Source organism: Acidovorax sp. ST3 (assembly GCF_003231145.1).
Taxonomy (GTDB): Bacteria; Pseudomonadota; Gammaproteobacteria; order Burkholderiales; family Burkholderiaceae_C; genus Acidovorax.
Genome location: NZ_QKVP01000004.1, coordinates 178,840 through 200,600, shown reverse-complemented (window position 1 = coordinate 200,600; position 21,761 = coordinate 178,840). Strand labels below are relative to the sequence as shown.

Sequence of the window (21,761 nt, the reverse complement as noted above, 5' to 3'; positions counted from 1 at the left end):
GCCGATTGTGGCGCAATGCGCGCCGTTGGAGCGCGGCGGCGGGTGCAGGCCGAAAAATGGAGTGAAAAGTACCCCAAGCGCTAGAGGATCATGCGTTAGCAGCTATCAATTTTGATGATCTATTTGAGACCCAGCCTGCGCGCCAGCTTGTGCAGGTTGCTCGCGTCCACCTCCAGCGCACGCGCGGCCTGGGCCCAGTTGCCCTGGTGGCGCGCCAGCGCCTGGGTGATGGCGTGCCGCTGGCAAGCATCCACGGCGTCGCGAAGCGGGCTGCCGGCTGTGTCCGTCGTGGAGGCAGTCGCGGGTGGCTCTGTGGCCTGAGCGGGAGCACTCGCGTCCAGCGGGGCAGGGGCTGCGCTGGCGGCGTGGGCGTCCAGGTCCAGCAGCACGGGCTCCAGCGTCACGATGTCGGTGCGGCTCACGCCCCGGCTCAGCGCCTTGAGGGCGGCCCGGCTGATCACATGCTCCAGCTCGCGGATATTGCCGGGCCAAGGGTATCGGCGCAGCGCCTCTTGCGCGCTGGCCGACAGCCGTAGGCTGCGCAGACCGAGGCGCGCACGGTTCAACTCCAGAAACCGGCCCGCAATGAGCAGCACATCGTTGCCCCGCTCGCGCAGCGGTGGGATGGGCACGGGGTACACGGAGAGCCGGTGATACAGGTCAGCGCGAAAGTCGCCCGCAGCCACCTGCTCGCGCAGGTTGCGATTGGTGGCGGCGACCACCCGCACGTCCACACGGCGTGGCCGGTCGGCGCCCAGGCGCTGGATTTCGCCGTTCTGCAGCGTGCGCAGCAGCTTGGCCTGCACGGCCAGCGGCAGCTCGCCCACCTCGTCCAGGAACAGCGTGCCACCCTCGGCGGCCTCAAAGCGACCGGGTCGGTCGGTCACCGCGCCCGAGAACGCGCCGCGCACGTGGCCAAACAGCTCGCTCTCGGCCAGCGATTCGGGCAGCGCCGCGCAGTTCACGTGAACCAGGGGCTTGGTGCGGCGCGTGGACTGGCGGTGCAGCAGGCGCGCGAACAGCTCCTTGCCCACGCCGGTTTCGCCCAGCAGCAGCACCGGCAGGTCCGAGCCCGCCACCACCTCCAGCTCGTGCAGCAGGCGCAGCAGGGGCTCGCTCTGGCCGACGATCTCCATGTCGCCCTCGCCCGCGCGGGTGGTGCGCTCATCCTCGGCACCACGGGTGTGGGGGGCGCTGCGCAGCGCCTGCACCTCGCGCTCCAGCCGTGAGATGCGCACGGCGGCCTCCACCAGCACCTTGCAATCGGCCAGCGCGGCGCGTGCGGCTTCCCCAAAGGTGCCGGTCTGTAATGCATCGAGCGTGAGCACGCCCCAAGGCTGGCCGTCCATCTGCAGGCTCACGCCCATGCAGTCGTGCACGGGCAGGGGCTCGCCCACCAGGGTGTCGAGCAGGCCGTCGTAGGGGTCGGGCAGGGTGCTGTCGTGGTCAAAGCAGGTCACCTCCCGCCGCGCCAGGATGGCCGCGAGCCGCGGGTGCTGGCTGACTGCAAAGCGGCGCCCCAGCGCCTCGCGCACCAGGCCGTCCACGGCCAAGGGTCGCAGGTGGTCCTGTTCCAGCTGCAGCAGCGCCACAGCGCCGCAGTGAAAGCGGGCGCGCAGGTGGTCCACCAGCCGCTGCAGGCGCACGGCCTGCGGCAGATCGGTGGACAGGTCGGCCAGCAGGGGTTGGTGGTTCATGGTGATTTTTACCCATTATGGGTGAATTTAACCCCAATCCAATGGGGTAATAAATACCATGAACTTCGTAAGCACTTGATTTTATTGGGTGCCGCTGCTGGCCCGGCGCTTGCGATAGGTGGGTGGATCGATTCACTCGTCACCTCACCATGATCTTCACATCCAGTCCACCTGCGGCCTGCCTGGCCCTCCGGGCGGTCCATCACGCCGCCTGTCTCGCTGTGGCCAGCCCACGCTGGCCCCGCCCGTTCGCCGTTTCATCGAAGCAGGAGGCCCGCCATGGGTAACTACCGCAAGCTGTGGTTCACGCTGATCGGTGTGCTCATCGTCACCTTCAGCCTGCTGGGCTACTACGGCGCCGAGGTGTACCGCACCGCGCCGCCCATTCCCGACAAGATTGCCACGGCCGGGGGCGAAGTCCTCTACACCCACGACAGCATCCTGGACGGCCAGACCGCCTGGCAGTCGGTGGGCGGCATGCAGCTGGGCTCCATCTGGGGCCACGGCGCCTACCAGGCGCCCGACTGGACGGCCGACTGGCTGCACCGCGAGCTGCTCAACTGGCTCGATGTCGCGGCCGAGCGCGCACATGGCAAGCCGTTTGCCGAGATCGACACCGCCGCCCAGGCCGTGTTGCGTGACCGCATGAAGACCGAGTACCGCACCAACACCTACGACCCCGCCACCGGCGTGGCCACGGTGTCGTCCACCCGGGCCGATGCGATCGCGATGACCGTGCTGTACTACGACCAGCTGTTCAGCGACGCGCCCGCGCTGCACAAGACGCGCGAACACTTCGCCATGAAGGAGAACACCTTGCCCAGCGCCGAGCGTCGCGCGCAGATGATGGGCTTCTTCTTCTGGACGGCCTGGGCCGCCGCTACCGAGCGCCCGGGTACGACAGCAACGTACACCAACAACTGGCCGCACGAACCGCTCATCGGCAACAAGCCCACCGCAGAGAACATGGTGTGGTCGGTGATGAGCGTGGTCGTGATGATGGCGGGCGTGGGCTTTCTCGTATGGGGCTGGGCCTTCCTGCGCAAGCAAGACGAGGTGGACCCCACGCCCCCGAAGCACGACCCGCTGTCGAGCGTGCCGCTCACGCCCTCGCAGCGTGCTCTGGGCAAGTACCTGTTCCTCATCGTCGCGCTCTTCAGCTTCCAGGTGCTGCTGGGCGGCTTCACGGCGCACTACACCGTGGAAGGCCAGCAGTTCTACGGCATCGACGTGTCGCAGTGGTTCCCGTACTCGTTGGTGCGCACCTGGCACATCCAGAGCGCGCTGTTCTGGATCGCTTCGGGCTTTTTGGCGGCCGGCCTGTTCCTCGCACCGCTCATCAACGGCGGCAAAGACCCGGCATACCAGAAGCTGGGCGTGGACATCCTGTTCTGGGCGCTAGTGGTTGTGGTGGTGGGCTCGTTCGCGGGCAATTACCTGGCGATTGCGCAAATCATGCCGCCCGAGTGGAACTTCTGGCTGGGTCACCAGGGCTATGAATACGTGGACCTGGGCCGCCTGTGGCAGATCGGCAAGTTCACCGGCGTGGCCTTCTGGCTGGTGCTGATGCTGCGCGGCATCCTGCCCGCGTTCCGCCAGCCCGGCGACAAGAACCTGCTGGCGCTGCTGTCTGCATCGGTCATCGCCATCGGCCTGTTTTACGGCGCCGGCTTCTTCTATGGCGAGCGCACGCACCTGTCGGTGATGGAGTACTGGCGCTGGTGGGTGGTGCACCTGTGGGTCGAGGGCTTCTTTGAAGTCTTCGCCACTACGGCACTGGCCTTCATTTTCTCCACGCTGGGGCTGGTGTCGGTGCGCATGGCCACCACGGCCAGCCTGGCCTCGGCCTCGCTCTTCATGCTGGGCGGCGTGCCTGGCACCTTCCACCACCTGTACTTTGCCGGCACCACCACGCCGGTGATGGCGGTGGGCGCGGCCTTCAGCGCGCTCGAAGTCGTACCCTTGGTGGTGCTGGGCCATGAGGCCTGGGAACACTGGCGCCTGCAACACCGCGCGCCCTGGATGGCGCGGCTGCGCTGGCCGCTGATGTGCTTCGTCGCTGTGGCCTTCTGGAACATGCTGGGCGCGGGCGTCTTCGGCTTCATGATCAACCCGCCCATCTCGCTGTACTACGTGCAGGGCCTGAACACCACGCCCGTGCATGCCCATGCTGCACTGTTTGGTGTGTATGGCTTCCTGGCGTTGGGCTTCACGCTGCTGGTGCTGCGCTACATCCGGCCGCAGCTGGTGTTCAGCGACCGGCTCATGGCCACCGGCTTCTGGTGGCTCAACGCGGGCCTGGTGCTGATGATTGCCACCAGCCTGCTGCCCATCGGCCTGTTCCAGTTCCACGCCAGCGTGAGCGAAGGCCTGTGGTACGCCCGGGGCGAGGCCTTCATGCAGCAGCCCTTCATCCAGACGCTGCGCTGGGTGCGCACCTTCGGCGACGTGGTCTTCATCGTCGGCGCGCTGGCCGTGGCCTGGCAGGTGGTGAGCGGTGTGTTGGGCTCGCGCGCACCGGCCGTCCCTGCGGGCGCCACCCTGGCGGAGACCCGCCGCTGACCCGCGCCGTGCGCTGCCACCACCATCCCCGGCGGCAGCGCAGGCTCTTATTCATCCCCACAAGGAGCGAACATGAACCTCGACAAATTCAAGCACCAGCACACCGACATCCTGCGCAGCATCGCCACCTTGCGCGCCCTGGCACATGCCGGTGTGGAGGCCAACGCCACGGCCATCGCCCAGGGCATCGTTGCGATGAGCGGCACCATCAAGCTGCACCTGGCCGTGGAAGACCAGGTGCTGTACCCCGCACTGCAGCGCGGCGGCAATGCAGACCTGGCGCGCATGGGCCGCCAGTACCAGAGCGAGATGGCCTCCATTGCCAGTGCCTACGACGCCTTCGCGCGCCGCTGGAACACGGCCGACAGCGTGCGCCGCGATGCCGAGGGCTTTCGCAGCGAAGCCAATGTGGTGCTGCGCCGCGTGTTCGAACGCATGCAGCGCGAGGACCACGACTTTTATCCACGCATCGAAGAGGAAGAAACCGCTGATTGCCATTGATAGGCCCAATGGCTGGGCGCTCCAGCCGTTCCCCATCCATCGGTAGGGCCTGAGGGCACCTCCCTTCACCGGCCCCAGAGGCCGGTTTTTTTGTTGCGGACTCGGTCTTTAGCGCAGAGCGTCAGCCTTGCTGGCACACCCTCAGCACCTCCGCCCCATACGCCTCCAGTTTCTTCGCCCCCATGCCGCTGATGCCCTGCAGGTCGTCCAGGGACGCGGGGTTGCGCTCTGCAATCGCAGCCAGTGTGGCGTCGTGAAAGATCACATACGCGGGCAGGTTGTGCTCGCGTGCCACCTCGGCACGCCAGGCCTTGAGGTTGATGAAGCGCGCCTGGGCATCGGGCCCCAGGTTGGCGGCAGCGGCTGGCGGTGCCGTGCTGCGGCGCGTGCGCTTGGCGGGCGCGCTGGCCGTGGATTCGCGCAGCAGCACGGGCACGTCCCCCTTGAGCACGGGGCGGGAGCCGTCGGTGAGGCTCAGCGTGTCGAAGCTGTGGCCACTCTCAAGCATCACTTTTTGCAGCCCCACGGCCCCGGTGGCCAGCAGTTGGCGCAGCACGCCGCGCAATTGCGCTTCGGAATAGTCCTTGCCCACGCCGAAGGTAGAGAGCTTGTCGTGCCCAAACTGCTTCACCTTCTCTGTGTCCTTGCCGCGCACGATGTCCATGATGTGGCCGGTGCCAAAGCTCAGGCCGCTGGCCTGCTGCACGCGGTAGATGGTGGACAGCAGCTTGCGGGCGGCATCCGTGCCGTCCCACACGGCGGGCGGGTTCAGGCAGTTGTCGCAATTGCCGCAGGGCGTGGAGTGCTCGCCAAAGTAGCCCAGCAGCTGCACGCGCCGGCAATCGGTGGCTTCGGCCAGGGCCAGCAGCGCATCGAGCTTGCCGCGCATCACCTGCTTGAACTCCTCGCTCGCGGGGCTTTCGTCGATCATGCGGCGCTGGTTCACCACGTCCTGCAGGCCGTAGGCCATCCAGGCGTCGGCGTTCAGCCCGTCGCGGCCTGCGCGGCCGGTCTCCTGGTAGTAGCCCTCGATGTTCTTGGGCATGTCCACATGCGCCACAAAGCGCACATCGGGCTTGTCAATGCCCATGCCGAACGCAATGGTGGCCACCATCACGATGCCTTCCTCGCGCAGGAAGCGGTCCTGGTTCTGCTGGCGCACCTCAGCAGGCAGGCCTGCGTGGTAGGGCAGGGACTTGAGGCCCGCTTCCACCAGCGCGGCCGACATCTCCTCCACGCGCTTGCGCGACTGGCAGTACACCACGCCCGCGTCCTCAGGGTGCTCGCGCTCGATGAAGCGCAGCAACTGCGCCAGCGGCTCCTTCTTTTCCTCGATGCGGTAGCGGATGTTCGGCCGGTCGAAGCTGCTCACAAAGTGCTGCGCGCCCTCCAGTTGCAGCCGCTCCACGATGTCGGCGCGCGTCAGCGCATCGGCGGTGGCCGTGAGTGCAATGCGCGGCACGCCCGGGTAGCGCTCGTGCAGCACGGTAAGCGCGCGGTATTCGGGGCGAAAGTCGTGGCCCCACTGGCTCACGCAGTGCGCCTCGTCAATGGCAAACAGCGACAGGTGCCCGCCGTGGTACAGACTGTCGAGCAAGCCCAGGAACCGGGGCGTGTTCAGCCGCTCGGGCGCGGCATACAGCAGCGTGATGTCGCCGGTCTGCAGCCGCAGCTCCACATCCTGCGTCTCGTCATAGCTCAGCGTGGAGTTGAGAAACGCGGCAGATACCCCCGCCTCGTGCAGCGCGCCCACCTGGTCGTGCATCAGCGCAATCAGCGGCGACACCACGATGGTGACCCCACGCCCCTGCTGCTGGCGCACGATGGCTGGCACCTGATAACACAGGCTCTTGCCGCCGCCCGTGGGCATGAGCACCAGCGCATCGCCGCCCGCGATCACATGCTCGACGATGGCCTGCTGGGGACCGCGAAACTGCTCGTAGCCAAAAACGTCCTGCAAAACGGCATGGGCAGGGGACAGTGCGGGGGACAGGCGAGGAGACAAACGAATACTCTGAAATTGATAGCTGCCAGCGCATACGAATCCAGCGCTTGGTGCCAATAAGACCAAAATCCTTTGCCGTGCACGGGCTTGGCCCCGTGCGCGGCAGGCGCATATTGTGCGCTGCAAGAGGGCGAGGGGCTGGCTTTCTACAATAGCGCCCTATGCAAGCCCTCCACTACACGCGCGCCGCGCAACTGCCCGACATCCTCGCCCAACGCATCGTCATCCTCGACGGCGCCATGGGCACCATGATCCAGCGCTTCAAGCTGGGCGAGGCGCAGTACCGGGGCGAGGGCTACACTGGGCCGGATGGCGCGGGCGACCGGTTCAAGGACTTTGCGTACGACGTGAAGGGTAACAACGAGCTGCTCAGCATCACCCGTCCCGACGTGATCCGCGACATCCACGAGCGCTACCTGGCCGCTGGCGCCGACCTGATCGAGACCAACACCTTCGGCGCAACCACGGTGGCGCAGGAGGACTACCACATGGCCGAGCTGGCGCGCGAGATGAACCTGCGCTCCGCCCAATTGGCGCGCGCGGCTTGCGACAAGTATTCGACGCCCGAAAAGCCCCGCTTTGTGGCGGGCGCCCTGGGCCCCACGCCCAAGACGGCCAGCATCAGCCCCGACGTGAACGACCCGGGCGCCCGCAACATCGACTTTGAAACCCTGCGCGCTGCCTACTATGAGCAGACCGAAGCGCTGGTCGAAGGCGGCGCCGACGTGCTGCTGGTCGAAACCATCTTCGACACCCTGAACGCCAAAGCCGCGCTGTTCGCGATTGACGAGTTCTTTGAAAAGAGCGGCGAGCGCCTGCCGCTCATCATCAGCGGCACCGTGACCGACGCATCGGGCCGCATCCTGTCAGGCCAGACCGTGACCGCCTTCTGGCACAGCGTGCGCCACTCGCGCCCCCTGGCCATTGGCCTCAACTGCGCCCTGGGTGCCACGCTGATGCGCCCCTACATCCAGGAGCTGAACCGCGTGGCCGAGGACACGTTCATCAGCTGCTACCCCAACGCCGGCTTGCCCAACCCCATGAGCGACACCGGCTTTGACGAAACGCCCGAGATCACCAGCCGCCTGGTGCACGAGTTCGCGGCGGAGGGGCTGGTCAACATCCTGGGCGGTTGCTGCGGCACCACGCCAGACCACATTGGCGCCATTGCCAAGGCGGTAGCCGATGTGCCTACACGCAAGATGTTCTACCCCGCAGAAGCCTGAATTTGAGTCAAATCAGTCTCTGGCGCTTATTCAATAAGCGCAAGCAGCTATAAAAAAAGTAGTGAATGCCGTACCAGCGCAGTGCGGCAGCCCATTGCAAGGCGCCGCCGGGTGCGGCAACCTTGCAATCCCCCCTTCATTGCGCCTTCCCGTTTCGCCGTCCGGTCCGTCCACTCCATGCTTGATACCGCCACCCCGCCCGCCTCTTCCTTTGTGGAGGGCGACGACGCAGCCGCAGCGGCTGCCAAGGCTGCCGCGCACGCCGCGCTCAAGCTCGAAAAGCGCCTGGTGCGCCAAGTGGCCCAGGCCATTGGCGACTTTGGCCTCATCGAAGACGGCGACAAGGTGATGGTGTGTGTGTCGGGCGGCAAAGACAGCTACGCCATGCTCGACGTGCTGCGCATGCTGCAGCAGCGCAACGGCAACCGCTTCGAGCTGATCGCCGTCAACCTCGACCAGAAGCAGCCAGGTTTTCCGGCCCATGTGCTGCCCGAGTATTTGACGCAGGTGGGCGTGCCCTTCCACATCGAGACGCAGGACACCTACAGCGTCGTCAAAGAGCACATCCCCGAAGGCAAGACCATGTGCAGCCTGTGCAGCCGCCTGCGCCGGGGCATCCTGTACCGCGTGGCCGATGAGCTGGGCTGCACCAAGATTGCGCTCGGCCACCACCGCGACGACATGCTGCAGACCTTCTTTTTGAACATGTTCTTTGGCGGCAAGCTCAAGGGCATGCCGCCCAAGGTGCAGAGCGACCGGGGCGACCACCTCATCATCCGCCCGCTGGCCTATGTGGCCGAGGATGACCTCACGCGTTGGGCAGAGCACCGCCAGTTCCCCATCATCCCTTGCACGCTCTGCGGCAGCCAGGAGAACCTGCAGCGCAAGCAGATCGGCCAGATGCTGCGCGACTGGCAGCAGCTGTACCCCGGCCGCATCGAGAACATGGCCGTGGCGCTGCGCAACCTGGTGCCCTCGCACTTCATGGACACGCGCCAGTTTGACTTCAAGGGCCTGGTGCCCAGTGGCGTTGCTGATGCCGATGGCGACAAGGCGTTTGATGCCGAAGACCTTCCTGCGCAGGCCGTGGGCATGCTCGGCGGCCTGCCGCTGATGCCCCGCTGAACCTGACCTCTGACGATTTTTAGATTGGGCCACCCCATGACCACCCTCAAAGCCCCCGAACTGCTCCTGCCCGCTGGCTCGCTCGACAAAATGCGCGCCGCCTACGACTTTGGTGCCGACGCGGTGTACGCCGGGCAGCCGCGCTACAGCTTGCGCGCGCGCAACAACGAGTTCCGCCTGGAGCAGATCAAGCAGGGTATTGACGAGGCCCACGCACGCGGCAAGAAGTTCTTTGTGACCAGCAACCTCATTGCGCACAACGACAAGATCCGCACCTACCTGCGCGACATCGAGCCCGTGATCGACTGCAAGCCTGACGCGCTCATCATGGCCGACCCAGGCCTCATCATGATGGTCAAGGAGAAGTGGCCGGAGACGGAGATTCACCTGTCCGTGCAGGCCAACACCACCAACTGGGCCACGGTGAAGTTCTGGCAGAAGATGGGTGTGTCGCGCATCATCCTCTCGCGCGAGCTTGCCCTGGACGAGATCGAAAAAATCCGCCAGGAATGCCCCGACATGGAGCTGGAAGTGTTCGTGCACGGCGCGCTGTGCATTGCGTACTCGGGCCGCTGTCTGCTCAGCGGCTACTTCAACCACCGCGACCCCAACCAAGGCACCTGCACCAACGCCTGCCGCTGGAACTACGCCACGCACGACGCCGACATCGACCCCACCACGGGCGAAGCCATTGCGCAGAAGATGGAAGGCGACTTCAACTTCGAGGCCGCGCAGCAAAAGGCCGAGCAATCGTTCTCCACCACCGGCATCGGCCAGCGCCACCCCAAGGCCGACAAGGTCTACCTGATCGAAGAAGCAGGCCGCCCCGGCCAGCTCATGCCCATCATGGAAGACGAGCACGGCACCTACATCATGAACAGCAAGGACCTGCGCGCGGTGGAGCATGTGGCGCGCCTCACGCAGATCGGTGTCGATTCGCTCAAGATCGAAGGCCGCACCAAGAGCCTGTACTACGTAGCCCGCACCGCCCAGGTGTACCGCCGCGCCATCGACGACGCCGTGGCGGGCCGCCCCTTCAATCCCGAGCTGCTCATCGAGCTGGAAGGCCTGTCCAACCGCGGCTACACCGGTGGCCTGCTGGAGCGCCGCCCCAGCAACGACTACCAGAACTACATCAGCGGCCACTCCGTCACCCAGCGCAGCCAGTACGTGGGCGAGGTGCTGGGCACCGAGGGGCTGGCCGATGCGGGCCTGAGCGGTGACTGGGTGCAGGTGGAAACCAAGAACCACTTTGCCGTGGGCGACCTGATCGAGGTGGTGCACCCCAGCGGCAACACCACCGTGCGCCTGCAAGAAATGCGCAATGTGGAAGGCCAGCCCGTGCAGGTCGCCCAGGGCAGCCCCGTGCGCGTGTGGATTCCGCTGCCCCCCCGCTACAGCGGCGCGCTGCTGGCGCGGGTGATTGAGTCGCAGCCCCCCGCAGCCCAGCCAGAGCCCGCGCTGGCCGCCTGATTTTTTGAGAACGCCCCGGGGCTCCCGCATGACAACACTTTTTGAATGCTGCCCCCGCCGGGTGGTTGCGGCTGCTGCGCTTGGTGTGGCTTTGTCTGGCGGTGCCAGCGCCCAGGCCCCAGCCGTCGCTCCTGCCAAGCAGCGCTACGTGCAGGGCTCTTGGGTCAACCTGCGCGAGTCGGCCCAGTCCTCGGCCCGCATCGTGGCCCAGGTGCCCGCCAACACCGTGCTGCAACAGCTCACCGAGCGCGACGGCTGGTGCGCCGTGCTCTACGCAGGCGATGCCCGCCTGGGCCCGCCTTTGGCGGAGCCCCTGCAAGCCCAAGTGGCCTGCAACCTGCTGGCCGACCAGCCCCTCACCCTGGCCCAGGCAGGCAAGGACGCCGCCCGAGCCTTCTGGGTCGCACCGTCGGCCAACCGCATGCGGGCCTACGGCAACGCCCTGCCGCGCCCGGCTGCCTTGCAACTGCCCGCGCTGGCCAAAAGCCATACGCCCGAGATGCCCGTGCAGTACCCCCTGCGCCCTGAATGGGAGGCTGCCAAGAAGCTCATGCGCAGCGGCGTGCTGCTGCGGCCCGAGCAAGAGATTGACCGGGGCCGCCCCGTCAACCCGCTGGACGGTGTGAAGCTGGCCACCCGCGCCGTGGACCACATCCCGGCCGTGGCGCCCCTGGCCGCACTGCCCACGCTGCCTGCCATTGCCCCGTCGTACTTCCGCAGCCACGCCAGTGTGGCCCTGCTGCACGAGACCGAGGCCGATGGCCTGGCGGCCGTTGCGGGCACGCGCATCAGCGTCATCCCCACCAAGGAACCCTACGGCAGCTTCAACCGCCACAGCGGCCCGGAGATCGAATTCGTGACGGGTTTTTGGGACGTGGGAGCCGCCGACCTTGCTTTTGCCCCGGCGCTCACGCTGTACGCCATCACGCACCAGGGCCTGGTGGGCGCCCGCACCTTGGGCCGGCGGTATTGGGACATCAGCAACGCCGACCACTATTGCGGTGGCCACTACCCGGGCAAGGGCTTTGACGACCCGCGCAACGACGAGACCACCGCCGTGCGCGGCTATGCCAAGGTGTCAGAGTCGGCCGACGTGCTGGTGCGCCTGGTGGTGCCCGGCAAGCTGCCGCCCGACGCTGTGAAGGTCACCACCCGGCGGTACTCCACCAGCTGGATGATCCCTTCAGAGCCGCCCGAGCGGCCCAAGCCCCAACGCAAGAACACCGCAGTGCTGGTGCACGAAATTGACGTGGACCGCGACGGCGTGGCGGACATCCTGCGCATCGATACGCCGTCGCCGGGCGGCATGAGCTTCGAGCCCATTTTCGAATGGCGTTGGTATCTCAATATCAACGGCCAGTGGTTTCCGGCGGGGTATTGGGTGGATCAGGAGTGCACCTGAGCTGGCCGGAATGGGCAGCACGTGCTCAGGGGGACACACCGTCGTCGTAGGTGGTGCAGTTGAACCCGTTGAGCGAGGCCAGTGAAGGGACTGCAAAGCGCTTTTCTTTGCTTGTCTTGACGCGACCCTTGGTCCGTTCATAGGTGATGAACTTGTCGGCCAGGTAGTTGACGCTGCTGCGGCCGTACTCCTTGCTTTGAACTTCCCAGACGTTTTCCTTGCCGATCAGTTCAAAGTCGGCACGCCGTGGGTTGAAGCGGAACTGCAAGGTGGTGGTGGCTGATACCTCACCCTCCGCCTTGTCCACAGCAGTCACCCAAAGTGACGCGCCCTTGGCTTCGAGGTTGTAGAACTTCTGCGCCACGCAGTAGCTGGAAGAGGCAGATAGAAGGGTGTAGGCGCCGCCCGCCGTGCCCGCCAGAACCACAAGGCGTATTTCCATTGGCCTGTCTACAGGCCCATCGACTTCGTTGAGTATCAAAGCGATGTCCTGGACGCCATCGCCGTTCCAGTCGCCCGCCGTGGCAGTCCACTCGACGAATTTCTGGTTCGGGAACAGTGCTGCTACCACCGCCTTGGGATGGGCAAATTCTTGTGGTTGTGCGCAGGCTGCCGCCGCCAAGGTCAGCAGGGCGACGGCGATGGAAATGCGGTGGGTGACGGGCATGGGGCGCCTTCCGGGCTCTGTGGATGTGTGGCGTGGAGATTGTGTCAGCGCAAGGGTCATCGCGGGTTGCCCGGTTGCCGCAACAACGCCCCCAACACCAGCGCCTCGGCCACTACCTCTAGTGCCTCCTCCAGCGTGGCCACCAGCGACGGCAGTTCGGGCAGGCTGGGCCAGCGTGCTTGCACCTCGGGCCATTGGTCCACACCAATCGCCAGCCAGCCGACGGCCAGGCCCGTCCACAGCAGGGCGCGGGTGCCGGTGTGCCACAAGGCGCGGTGCAGCCAGGCCATGGAGAAGAGGCCCCCCACTGCCACGGCCAGCATGGGGGCTTCGCGCACGGGGGCCCAGCGGCAGGCGTCGGTCCATTCGTGGCAGCGGAACTTCCACAGCTCGTGCAGCATGAACTGCTCGTCCAGCGCCAGCACAAAAAACGCAAGTGCCAGCCAGGCGCCCAGCAGTCGGGGCAGGGCGCGGTCCCCCACCATCCGCAGGGCCGTGATGCTGAGCGCCAGCAGCAGCGCACTCGACAGCCATGACACCGGCGAGCCGTCCGAGCGGAAGGCTCGCTCCCATTGCGGCGCATACGTCCATACACTGACCAGCAGGAAGCCCAGCACGGCCATTAGCAGGGCCAGCGCAACCCCGGTGTGGGGCGTGGGGTGGCGATCGACAAGGCGAGGGCGGGCAGTGGTGTGCGGGTGCATGGCGGGGCGGTGATTGCGTGCGGAGGGGCTGCACGGCAGGTGGTGGAGCCGAATTGTGGGCAAAAAATGCCGATAGCGCTGGAATTTATTGCACCTTTTGCTATGTAATTGATAGCTGATGCGCTCGGCAGGCCTGCTCGCACCACGGCCTGTTCACGCCGCGCGAATCACTACAGAATCGGGCATCCCTTCCCCAGGCAGCCCGGCATGACCCTCCCTATCGATCCGTCCCGCACGGCATTGCCGCCCGTGGCCCAGTTTCTGGCCGAGGCGGCGCTGCAGCGGCAGACGGCGTTGCTGGGGCTGGACAAGCCTAAACCTGCTGCACCCACCGCCCCCGCGCCGTTGCACACCGCAGACCCCAGCGCCCCGCCGCCCTTCGTCGCGTCCCCCAGCCCGCCTGGCGGGCCGCTGCCCACACCGGCAGACCAGGCCAGCATCTCGCCCCAGGCGCGCGAGCAGTTGGCGGCGGGCTTTGACCCGCGCCGGCCGGGTGGGGCCGATGGCAATTGGCCGGGCACAAGGGGCGAGGGCGCCGCGCGGGCCGCGTCAGCGGGGGCGTCGGCGCTGCTGCCGCGTGGTGCCCCCACGGCTGCGCCAGCCAATGCATCGGCGTCCGCAGCGTCCGCCACGGGCGGTGCCGCCTGGCCTGCGTCGGGCCTCAGCGCACCGCTGCTGCGGATGGTGAGTGCCCTAGTGGCACAGGTCACCGCGCAGGCCGGGGTGCCGCAGCGCGTGGTGGCCGCGCAGCCCTGGCCCATCGGCATGGCGCAGGCGCTGGAGAGTGGTGCGCTGGATGCCGACCAGCCGCCGCTGCAAACCTGGCTGGTGCGCCAGGGTGTGGTGGCGACGCCTGAGGGGCCGCGCGGGCTGGCGCTCACCTTGCGTGCCCCGGTGCCCTGGCTGGCAGCCCAGGCGTCTCCCGCCGCTGCAGGCGCGGCGGCGGTGCAAGTTGGCGCAAGCCTGGGCCCGGGCGCCACCGCAGCAGGAGGTGCGCTGCAGGTGCCTTTTGCGGGTGGGGGCCAGGCGTTGCAATCGGGGGTGATGGCTTTGGTGTTGCAGGGCATGGATGCTGCCGCGCCGCGCACCAGCGCGCTGCTGGTGCTGGACCTGCAGCCGCAACTGGCTGCCACCGTGTATGGCCGCGACATGCTGCAGCAGACCACCGGCCGCCTGGACCCCTGGACCCAGATGGCCGTGCTGCAGGCCAGCGGCCAGGTGCCGCGAGAAGAGGAGAAGGCGCGCAATGGCGCGTCAGGCCTGTGCGAGACGGTGGGCTGCCCTTACGCCGCGCGGGCCGAGTGCGTGCAGCCCTTCTGCCTCGCGATGCGCGGTGTGCTGCCGCCCGAGCCCGTGGGGCCGACGCCGTCTGCCTGAGGGCACGTCCGAAGGCTCTTTAACTCTCTGAGGACCCTCTGCACGAATCACCGCGCCGTGTGCATCTGCGGTCTCGGGCGGTCTGCTGCGTTGCAAAGCCTCGCAATAGCTACGGCTATTGCTGCGTTTTGCGCCTTGCAGCCCATCCCGATCCGCTGCGCTCACTTACCGCTCGATTCGTGCAGAGGATCCCTAGCGGCTGTGTGCGAAGTCGTGCCCACCACTGGGCAGCGTTCGGGAGGGCATCCACGCAGGGCGGGTGGTGTGTTCGCTCTGGCGTGCAGGGGTTGCGGCCATTGCTGCCACTGCGGTCGTACTGACCGCCTCCGCCGTCGCGGGAGCGCCTACGCTGCGCACCAGGTCTGCATGGCGGGCGCGGGTGATGGGGTAGGCCAGCAGCAGCGGAATGGCCAGCACCAGGCACAGCGCTGGCAGCAGTCCCGTCATGGTCGTGATGCCCTGCAGCGCCTGGGCCGACTGGGCCACGTTGGGCACATAGCCTGTCAGCTCCAGCATGCCGGCCACCAGCACCGTGGCCAGGGTGCGCGCCAGCTTGTCCACCAGGCCGTACAGGCCGTAGTACATGCCGGTCTGGCGCTCGCCCGCCTGCATGTGGCCGTGGTCGATGGTGTCGGGCACCATGGCAAACGGCACGATCCAGTGCGCGCCCATGCCGATGCCCACCACCACCAGGATGCCCGTCACCAGGGCCTGCTGGCCCGGACCCACCCAGTACAGCGCCACCAGCCCTGCGCAGCAGAACACCAGCCCGAGGATGTAGGCCAGGTTCTTCTCCCACCGGTCCACCACGCGCTTCCACACGAACAGCGAGATGCCCACCACCGCAAGCAGGATGCCCATGAAGCGCGGCAGGTCGCCCTTGTCGCCCTGCAGCTGGTAGATGACGAAATACGCGAGCGAGGCCTGCACCAGCGTGAGGCCCAGGCGCACCAGCCCGGCTGCGCTCACCAGCATCACAAACGGACGGTTGCGCAGCGTGGCCAGCAGGGTGCTGCGGACCGATGCCCAGCCGGGTGCGGCTGCTTCGGTGGTGGGGGTGGCGGGCGTGTGGCTGGTGGTGGCGGGCTCGCGCACGCGCCAGGCCACCACGGCCACGGCCACCCCGGCGGCCAGCCCAAAACAGGCGCCCGCCAGGGCATAACCCGTGCGTGCATCCGGTGCGGCCCGCACCAGCAGCGGCATGAACACGCTGCCCGCAAAAAAGCCCAGCAGGGCGCCCATGGATGCAAACGCCGTGAGGCTGGTGCGCTCGTCGTAGTCCTGCGTCATGTTGGCGGCCATGGCCTGGTAGGGCAGCTGCACCAGCGTCATCACGGTGTCGAACAGGGTGTAGGTGACGGCGATCCACACAAACGCTGCCCAGGGGCTCAGGCCTGGCGGCACCATCCACACGGCGGCGGCCACCACCGCCAGGGGCAGGGCGCCGTAGATCAGGTACACGCGGTGGCGGCCGTGGCGGGAGCGGGTGCGGTCGGTCAGCCAGCCAAACAAGGGGTCGTTGATGGTGTCCCACACCTTGCCCACCAGCAGCGCCGCACCGGCCACGGCGGGGGGCACCAGGGCCACATCGGTGTAGAAGATCATGAGCAGGAAGCTCATGGCTGCAATCAGCATCTGCAGGCCGACGTTGCCCACGGCGTAGCCGAGTTTGGTACCCAGGCTCAGCCGGATCTGTGGGGTGGGCTGCATGTTCATGGGCGCTGTCATGGGTGAGCGGGTGCCATGGCTTCAGGTTGGGGCGCCGTCGCCATGGCGCCCGCCACATGCGCTGCACTGCTGCGCGGCGGCATGGCCTCCAGCATCAGGCGCACCTCGCGCCGCAGCATCTTGTTGAGGAAGCTGCGCGGAATCTCGGTGACCAGGCGTACATCGTCGGGCCGCATCTCGGGCGGCAGGTGCTGCACCAGAAACTCCGCCAGGTCGTGCTCCAGGGCCTGGGTGCCCCGGTCGTTGCGCCAGTTTTGCCGTAGGCTGGCCACCAGCACGGCGGCGGGGCCATGCTGCACCAGGCAGGCCTCTTTGACGGCCGGGTGGCAGTGCGCTACTTCTTCGATCTCGCGCGGGTTCAGTGCCTGGCCATTGCGCACCACGCGGTCTGCGCTGCGGCCCAGCACATGCAGGTAACCGGCGGCGTCGAAGTAACCCAGGTCTCCCATCACCACCCAGCCGTCGCGCAGGGTTTCGCTGGTCTTTTCCGGGTCCAGCCAGTAGCCGTCAAACCGCACCGGCGTCTGCACGGTGATCAGGCCCATCTGGCCGAGGGGCAGCGGCACAAACTGTTCGTCGCGGATGACCACGTCCACACCCGGCATCACACGGCCCACGGTGGAGAGAATGTCGTTGCCCAGTGGTTGGCCCTGCGCGTCCACGTGCTCGTGGGGCAGCAGCCAGGTGATGGGGGGCAGGGCCTCCAGGCAGCCGTAGCCCTGCTGAAAGATGGGTCCAAAGCGGCGGATGGCCTCCGCAATCTTGGGCGCTGGCATCATCTCCGAGCCGTACGGCACATGGGTCAGCGAAGACAGGTCGTACTGGCCCAGCGTGGGCTCGTCCAGCAGGTCGATGATGGCCGAGGGCGAGAGGAAAGCGCGCGACACACGGTGCTTCTGGATCAGCCCGGCCAGCGTGGTGGCGCGGAAGTCCTCGGGCATGACCAGCGCCGCGCCCGCCAGCAGCGTGGGCAGCACCAGGCCTGAGCCCGGGCCGGTGAGCGGCAGGCCCAGCATGTTCACGTCCGGCCCGTTGGCGGGCGGCTTGAAGTCGATGGCGCGCGAGATCAGGCGCACGCTGTCCAGGTACTTGCGGTTGCTGTAGCCGATGGACTTGGGCAGGCCCGTGGTGCCCGAGGTCATGTGCAGCGCGAACACATCGTCCTCGTGCACATCGACCGTGCCGGCCGACGGAGTCTGCTGCGCCAGGGCGCGCTCGTATTCGTCACCCAGCGCCAGCATGCGCAGGCCGGGCAGTTGCTCGCGCACGGCCTGCAGGATGGGCGCGCTCAGCAGCGGGTCGTGGATGAACACCGTGGGCTTGACGCGGCCCATGGTGGTGAGCGCCGCATCGGCCGGCAGGTGCTTGTGAAAGCTGGCAAAGATGGTGCCGTTCTCGAACGTGGCTAGCCGGGTTTCGTACTGCTCACCGGTTTCGGGCAGCCAGGTGAAGACCACGTCGCCCTTCTTCACGCCCTGCGCCTGCATCCATGCCTGCAGGCGGTACACGCGGTCTTGCAGCTGCGCGTAGGTGAGGGTGCCGCGCCGGTCGATGAGCGCAGGTTTGTGGGGGTGCAGGCGATACGCCAGGCGGGCCACGGAGCGCGCGGTGCGCAGGCGGCTGAGCAGAAAGCGCGCCAGCAGGCTGCGCAGGGATGGAAGGGCCACCGGAATCTCCCGAAGACGGCGTGAATGCGAAGTCCAGGCAGTTTTTCACGCAAGGTCCGGGGCAAAGATCACCATTTGTATGTGTACGTATCTTTTGGTTTCTGCGGCTGCTGCGCGGTCGTTTTGGGCTCTTGAACGGCTGGCGCATGGCATGGTCGCGTCGCCACGGCGCAACAGCCGCCGGGGTTGGGCGGGGTGAGGGCAAAGAAAAACCGCCAGGGCTGGATCGCAGCGGCTGGCGGTGGTCTGACGGCCTGCCCCGGGTAAGGGGCGAGGCCGAGAGGGTGGGCGGCGAGGGCTTATGGATACAGGCCGCGCATTTCGCGGGCGTGCAGGATGCGCTGGCAGGCCACGATGAAGGTGGCGGTGCGCAGGCTCACCTTGTGCTCTTGCGCCACTTGCCAGATGCCCGCAAAGGCCTCTTGCATGATGCGCACCAGGCGGGCGTTGATCTCGTCCTCGCTCCAGAAGAAGCTGGAGAAGTCCTGCACCCATTCAAAATAGCTCACCGTCACGCCACCGGCGTTGGCGATCACGTCGGGCAGCACCAGCACGCCCTTGTCGTTCAGGATGTCGTCGGCTTCGGTGGTCGTGGGGCCGTTGGCACCTTCGATCACCAGCTTGGCCTTGATCTGGCCCGCGTTGTCCTTGGTGATCTGGCCTTCGAGTGCGGCAGGGATCAGGATCTCGCAGTCCACGCCCCAGAACTCCTCGGCCTTCATCACTTCGGCGCCGGCAAAGCCACCCACGCCGCCACGGGTCTTCACATGCGCCAACAGCGCGGGCACATCCACGCCCTTGCTGTTGAAGATGGTGCCGGTGTGGTCCTGCACAGCCACCACCTTGGCACCGGCTTCGGCAAACAGCTTGGCGGCAATGCCCCCCACGTTGCCGAAGCCCTGCACGGCTACGCGGGCGCCGTCCAGCGCCAGGCCGGTCAGCTTGGCGGCTTCCACGCCCACGGTGAACACGCCGCGGCCGGTGGCTTCCACACGGCCCAGCGAGCCGCCCAGGTCCACAGGCTTGCCGGTGACCACGCCGGTGGCGGTAGCGCCCACGTTCATCGAGTACGTGTCCATCATCCAGGCCATGACCTGGCCGTTGGTGTTCACGTCGGGTGCGGGGATGTCCTTGGACGGGCCGATCAGCAGGCCGATTTCGCTGGTGTAGCGGCGCGTCAGGCGCTCCAGCTCACCCATCGACAGCTTCTTGGGGTCCACGCGGATGCCGCCCTTGGCACCGCCGTAGGGCACGTTCACCGCCGCGTTCTTCACCGACATCCAGGCCGACAGGGCCATCACCTCGGACAGCGTCACGTCCTGGTGAAAACGCACGCCACCCTTGCCGGGGCCCCGGCTCAGGTTGTGCTGCACGCGGTAGCCTTCGTAGTGGGCGATGGTGCCGTTGTCCAGCTCGATCGGCACGTCCACGATCAGGATGCGCTTGGGCCGCTTGAGCGTTTCCACCCAGCGCGCCAGGCTGCCCAGGTAAGGGGTGACGCGGTCCACCTGCTGCAGGTAGTTGCCCCAGGGGCCGAGGTGGTCGGCCTGCAGGTACGAGGGCAGGGGGTGGGATTGTGCGGCGGGGGCGCCGACGGGGTTTGACATGGTGAATTTCCTTGTGGGATCAGTTCAGGCTGCGAAGCTTATGCCTGGGCTTGGGCACTGTCCAAGGCCGGTGTGTTTGTGGGTTATGCGTCTGATGCATAGTTTGGCAAAGACGCATTCCATGCTGCGGTGCGGCAATGTGCGGGCGCGATAGCGGCCGCTGGCTCCGGCCCTTGCCCGGCGCCGGTTGCCTCTAGACTCAGCCAGCCTGGCACAGCACCGGGCGCTGCGCCAGGTCCCCCAGAAAGCGGGGGCCACGAAAAAAGAGAGGGAAAAAATCATGAGCGTGACCCAGACCCCCTGCCCGCAATGCCAGGCGCCCAACCACCCGACGGCGCGCTGGTGCGTGAAGTGCGCCCACCCGCTGGAGGCAGAGGCGCCCCCCGCCGCCCCGGCGCCGATGGAATTTGTGTTCGATGACGATGAGCACCCCACCGGCACCCCGCCGCGCCAGCGACCCATGGCCTACGCAGGCGCCGCCGTGGCCGTGCTGGCCGTGGCGGGCGCCGCTGCCTGGTACATGCTGGCCCGGCCCGATGCTGCGTCGCCCGCTCAGCAGGCCTCGGCCGTCGAGTCCCCAGTGGCCGCGCCCGGCACCCCGGGCATTGCGGAGTCCGCTCCCGCGCGCCCCGAGCCGGTGGAAGAAATCATCGAATCCCAACGCGCACGCCCGGCGGCCACTGCATCTGCACCAGACAGCGCCACTGCCGCCCCCCCGCCCGCAGCCGCAGCGGCAGCCTCTGCACCGCCGTTCACCCCCGTCACCGTGCCCCGCGTGGCCGATGCGGCATCGTTGCCCGCCACCGGCAAGCCCCGCACGGCGGCACCAGCCGACGACGCACCCTGGCCGCCCCCCGCAGCACCCGTGCCGTCGCCGGGCGACAGCCTGGCCCGCCTGCGCGGCGCGCTGGCGCAGTGCGCCGCCATGAGCAATGAGCTGTCGCGCGCGAGTTGCCTCACCCGCACGCGGCAGAACTTCTGCGGCGACGCCTGGGGCCGCATCCCGGAATGCCCGCCGGGCCAGTGACGGCCCGCGCAGTTTTTTTCCGCACCCCGCACTGCCGGGCCCGCTGCGGGGCGGGGCCTATTCGATGCGGATCTTCTGCAGCGCCGGGTCGCCCGGCGGGTAGCGCAGGTCCAGGCCGGTAAGCACCTCGCGCACCAGCGTGGCGATCATCAGGTTGCGGTGGGTCTTGGAGTTGGCGGGCACGATGGTCCACGGCGCCCAGGGCGTGTGCGTGGCGGCCAGCAGCATTTCGTAGGCCTTCTGGTACTGGCTCCACTGCTTGCGGGCCTCGATGTCGCTCATCGAGAACTTCCAGTGCTTGGCCGGGTCGTCCAGGCGCTCCTGCAGGCGTTCGCGCTGCTCGTCAGCGCTGATGTGCAGCATGAACTTGAGCACGATGGTGCCGGTGTGCGTGAGCATGCGCTCAAAGTCGTTGATGTGCCCAAAGCGCTGGTGGTGCTGTTCGGGCGTGATCCATCCGTTGACGGCGGGCACCAGCACGTCCTCGTAGTGGCTGCGGTTGAACACCGTGATCTCGCCCGCACCGGGCACCTTCTGGTGGATGCGCCACAGGTAGTCGTGGGCACGCTCGGCCTCGGTGGGGGCGCTCCAACCCACGGCGTGCACGCCCAGCGCGCTCATGCGGCCAAACACGCCCCGGATGGTGCCGTCCTTGCCCGATGTATCGGTGCCCTGCAGGATCACCAGCAGCTTGTAGCGCTTGTCGGCGTAGAACAGGTTCTGTAGCGTGTCCAGCTCCTGCGCGATGGACTCGGTCACGGCTTTGTCCCTGAGCTTGTCGCCCAGCGAAAACGGTTTGGCCGACGGGTCAAAGTCCTTGAGCGACACCGTGCGGCGGTGTTTGCCGGCCTTGCGCCGCTCGGGCTGGCCGTCGGGCCGCTTGTCATCTTCATGCTGCGGCGCGTCCGGCTGCCATTGCGACCAGCGCTGGGCCACATCTTTGTTGCTGCTGTGAAACGGGTGGTTCATGCGGGCTCCTCGATGGGCCATCGT

The 21,761-nt window shown here is 67.2% G+C and carries 16 protein-coding genes; 8 read left to right on the top strand and 8 right to left on the bottom strand.

Annotated elements, in window-relative coordinates:
* Window positions 1-119 precede the first annotated feature (119 nt).
* A complete protein-coding gene (norR, locus tag DNK89_RS13590) occupies window positions 120-1,697 on the bottom strand; it encodes a nitric oxide reductase transcriptional regulator NorR (RefSeq protein ID WP_110960536.1) in 1,578 nt (525 codons plus the stop codon).
* Window positions 1,698-1,976: 279 nt separating this feature from the next.
* On the opposite strand from norR, the gene DNK89_RS13585 reads away from it, so the two are divergent.
* Both DNK89_RS13585 and DNK89_RS13580 read left to right on the top strand, forming a co-directional pair.
* Window positions 1,977-4,259 (top strand): nitric-oxide reductase large subunit, encoded by a 2,283-nt coding sequence (locus DNK89_RS13585; RefSeq protein ID WP_110960535.1) that lies wholly within the window; start codon window positions 1,977-1,979, stop codon window positions 4,257-4,259.
* A 72-nt stretch (window positions 4,260-4,331) separates the two neighbouring features.
* Window positions 4,332-4,760: a hemerythrin domain-containing protein gene (locus DNK89_RS13580; protein ID WP_110960534.1), complete on the top strand. Its 429-nt coding sequence runs from the start codon at window positions 4,332-4,334 to the stop codon at window positions 4,758-4,760.
* A gap of 121 nt (window positions 4,761-4,881) precedes the next feature.
* On the opposite strand, the gene recQ is transcribed toward DNK89_RS13580, so the two are convergent.
* Complete coding sequence (recQ, locus tag DNK89_RS13575; RefSeq protein ID WP_110960920.1) at window positions 4,882-6,741, bottom strand: DNA helicase RecQ; 1,860 nt, start codon at window positions 6,739-6,741, stop codon at window positions 4,882-4,884.
* Window positions 6,742-6,926: 185 nt separating this feature from the next.
* On the opposite strand from recQ, the gene DNK89_RS13570 reads away from it, so the two are divergent.
* From DNK89_RS13570 to DNK89_RS13555, 4 genes are all read left to right on the top strand, one after another.
* Entirely contained in the window at window positions 6,927-7,991 is a 1,065-nt protein-coding gene (locus DNK89_RS13570; protein WP_110960533.1) for a homocysteine S-methyltransferase family protein, read from the top strand.
* 177 nt (window positions 7,992-8,168) lie between these two features.
* Window positions 8,169-9,116, top strand: coding sequence for a tRNA 2-thiocytidine(32) synthetase TtcA (gene ttcA, locus DNK89_RS13565; RefSeq protein WP_110960532.1), 948 nt, complete (start codon window positions 8,169-8,171; stop codon window positions 9,114-9,116).
* A gap of 36 nt (window positions 9,117-9,152) precedes the next feature.
* The gene (yegQ, locus tag DNK89_RS13560) at window positions 9,153-10,589 is read left to right on the top strand and encodes a tRNA 5-hydroxyuridine modification protein YegQ (RefSeq protein ID WP_110960531.1); all 1,437 of its coding nucleotides are present in this window, start codon (window positions 9,153-9,155) and stop codon (window positions 10,587-10,589) included.
* Window positions 10,590-10,617: 28 nt separating this feature from the next.
* Window positions 10,618-11,991 (top strand): SH3 domain-containing protein, encoded by a 1,374-nt coding sequence (locus DNK89_RS13555; RefSeq protein ID WP_203422268.1) that lies wholly within the window; start codon window positions 10,618-10,620, stop codon window positions 11,989-11,991.
* A 25-nt stretch (window positions 11,992-12,016) separates the two neighbouring features.
* Here DNK89_RS13555 and DNK89_RS13550 read toward each other — a convergent pair whose 3' ends face one another.
* Both DNK89_RS13550 and DNK89_RS13545 read right to left on the bottom strand, forming a co-directional pair.
* Entirely contained in the window at window positions 12,017-12,658 is a 642-nt protein-coding gene (locus tag DNK89_RS13550; protein ID WP_110960529.1) for a hypothetical protein, read from the bottom strand.
* Window positions 12,659-12,714: 56 nt separating this feature from the next.
* Window positions 12,715-13,362, bottom strand: coding sequence for a hypothetical protein (locus DNK89_RS13545; RefSeq protein WP_110960528.1), 648 nt, complete (start codon window positions 13,360-13,362; stop codon window positions 12,715-12,717).
* A gap of 207 nt (window positions 13,363-13,569) precedes the next feature.
* Here DNK89_RS13545 and DNK89_RS13540 point away from each other — a divergent pair, with 207 nt between their 5' ends.
* A complete protein-coding gene (locus tag DNK89_RS13540; protein WP_110960527.1) occupies window positions 13,570-14,739 on the top strand; it encodes a hypothetical protein in 1,170 nt (389 codons plus the stop codon).
* 192 nt (window positions 14,740-14,931) lie between these two features.
* On the opposite strand, the gene DNK89_RS13535 is transcribed toward DNK89_RS13540, so the two are convergent.
* The 3 genes from DNK89_RS13535 to DNK89_RS13525 all read right to left on the bottom strand — a co-directional run bounded on the left by DNK89_RS13535 (window position 14,932) and on the right by DNK89_RS13525 (window position 19,741).
* Window positions 14,932-16,455 (bottom strand): MFS transporter, encoded by a 1,524-nt coding sequence (locus DNK89_RS13535; protein WP_110960526.1) that lies wholly within the window; start codon window positions 16,453-16,455, stop codon window positions 14,932-14,934.
* Window positions 16,456-16,463: 8 nt separating this feature from the next.
* Window positions 16,464-18,134, bottom strand: a complete 1,671-nt coding sequence (locus tag DNK89_RS13530; protein WP_110960525.1) for a class I adenylate-forming enzyme family protein — start codon at window positions 18,132-18,134, stop codon at window positions 16,464-16,466.
* Window positions 18,135-18,433: 299 nt separating this feature from the next.
* Window positions 18,434-19,741: a Glu/Leu/Phe/Val dehydrogenase gene (locus DNK89_RS13525; RefSeq protein WP_108498790.1), complete on the bottom strand. Its 1,308-nt coding sequence runs from the start codon at window positions 19,739-19,741 to the stop codon at window positions 18,434-18,436.
* A 280-nt stretch (window positions 19,742-20,021) separates the two neighbouring features.
* Here DNK89_RS13525 and DNK89_RS13520 point away from each other — a divergent pair, with 280 nt between their 5' ends.
* Entirely contained in the window at window positions 20,022-20,768 is a 747-nt protein-coding gene (locus tag DNK89_RS13520) for a hypothetical protein (RefSeq protein WP_110960524.1), read from the top strand.
* Between the two features lie 57 nt (window positions 20,769-20,825).
* Here the strand turns inward: DNK89_RS13520 and DNK89_RS13515 are convergent, their stop codons facing one another.
* Window positions 20,826-21,737, bottom strand: coding sequence for a PPK2 family polyphosphate kinase (locus DNK89_RS13515; protein WP_060986716.1), 912 nt, complete (start codon window positions 21,735-21,737; stop codon window positions 20,826-20,828).
* Between the last annotated feature and the right edge of the window lie 24 nt (window positions 21,738-21,761).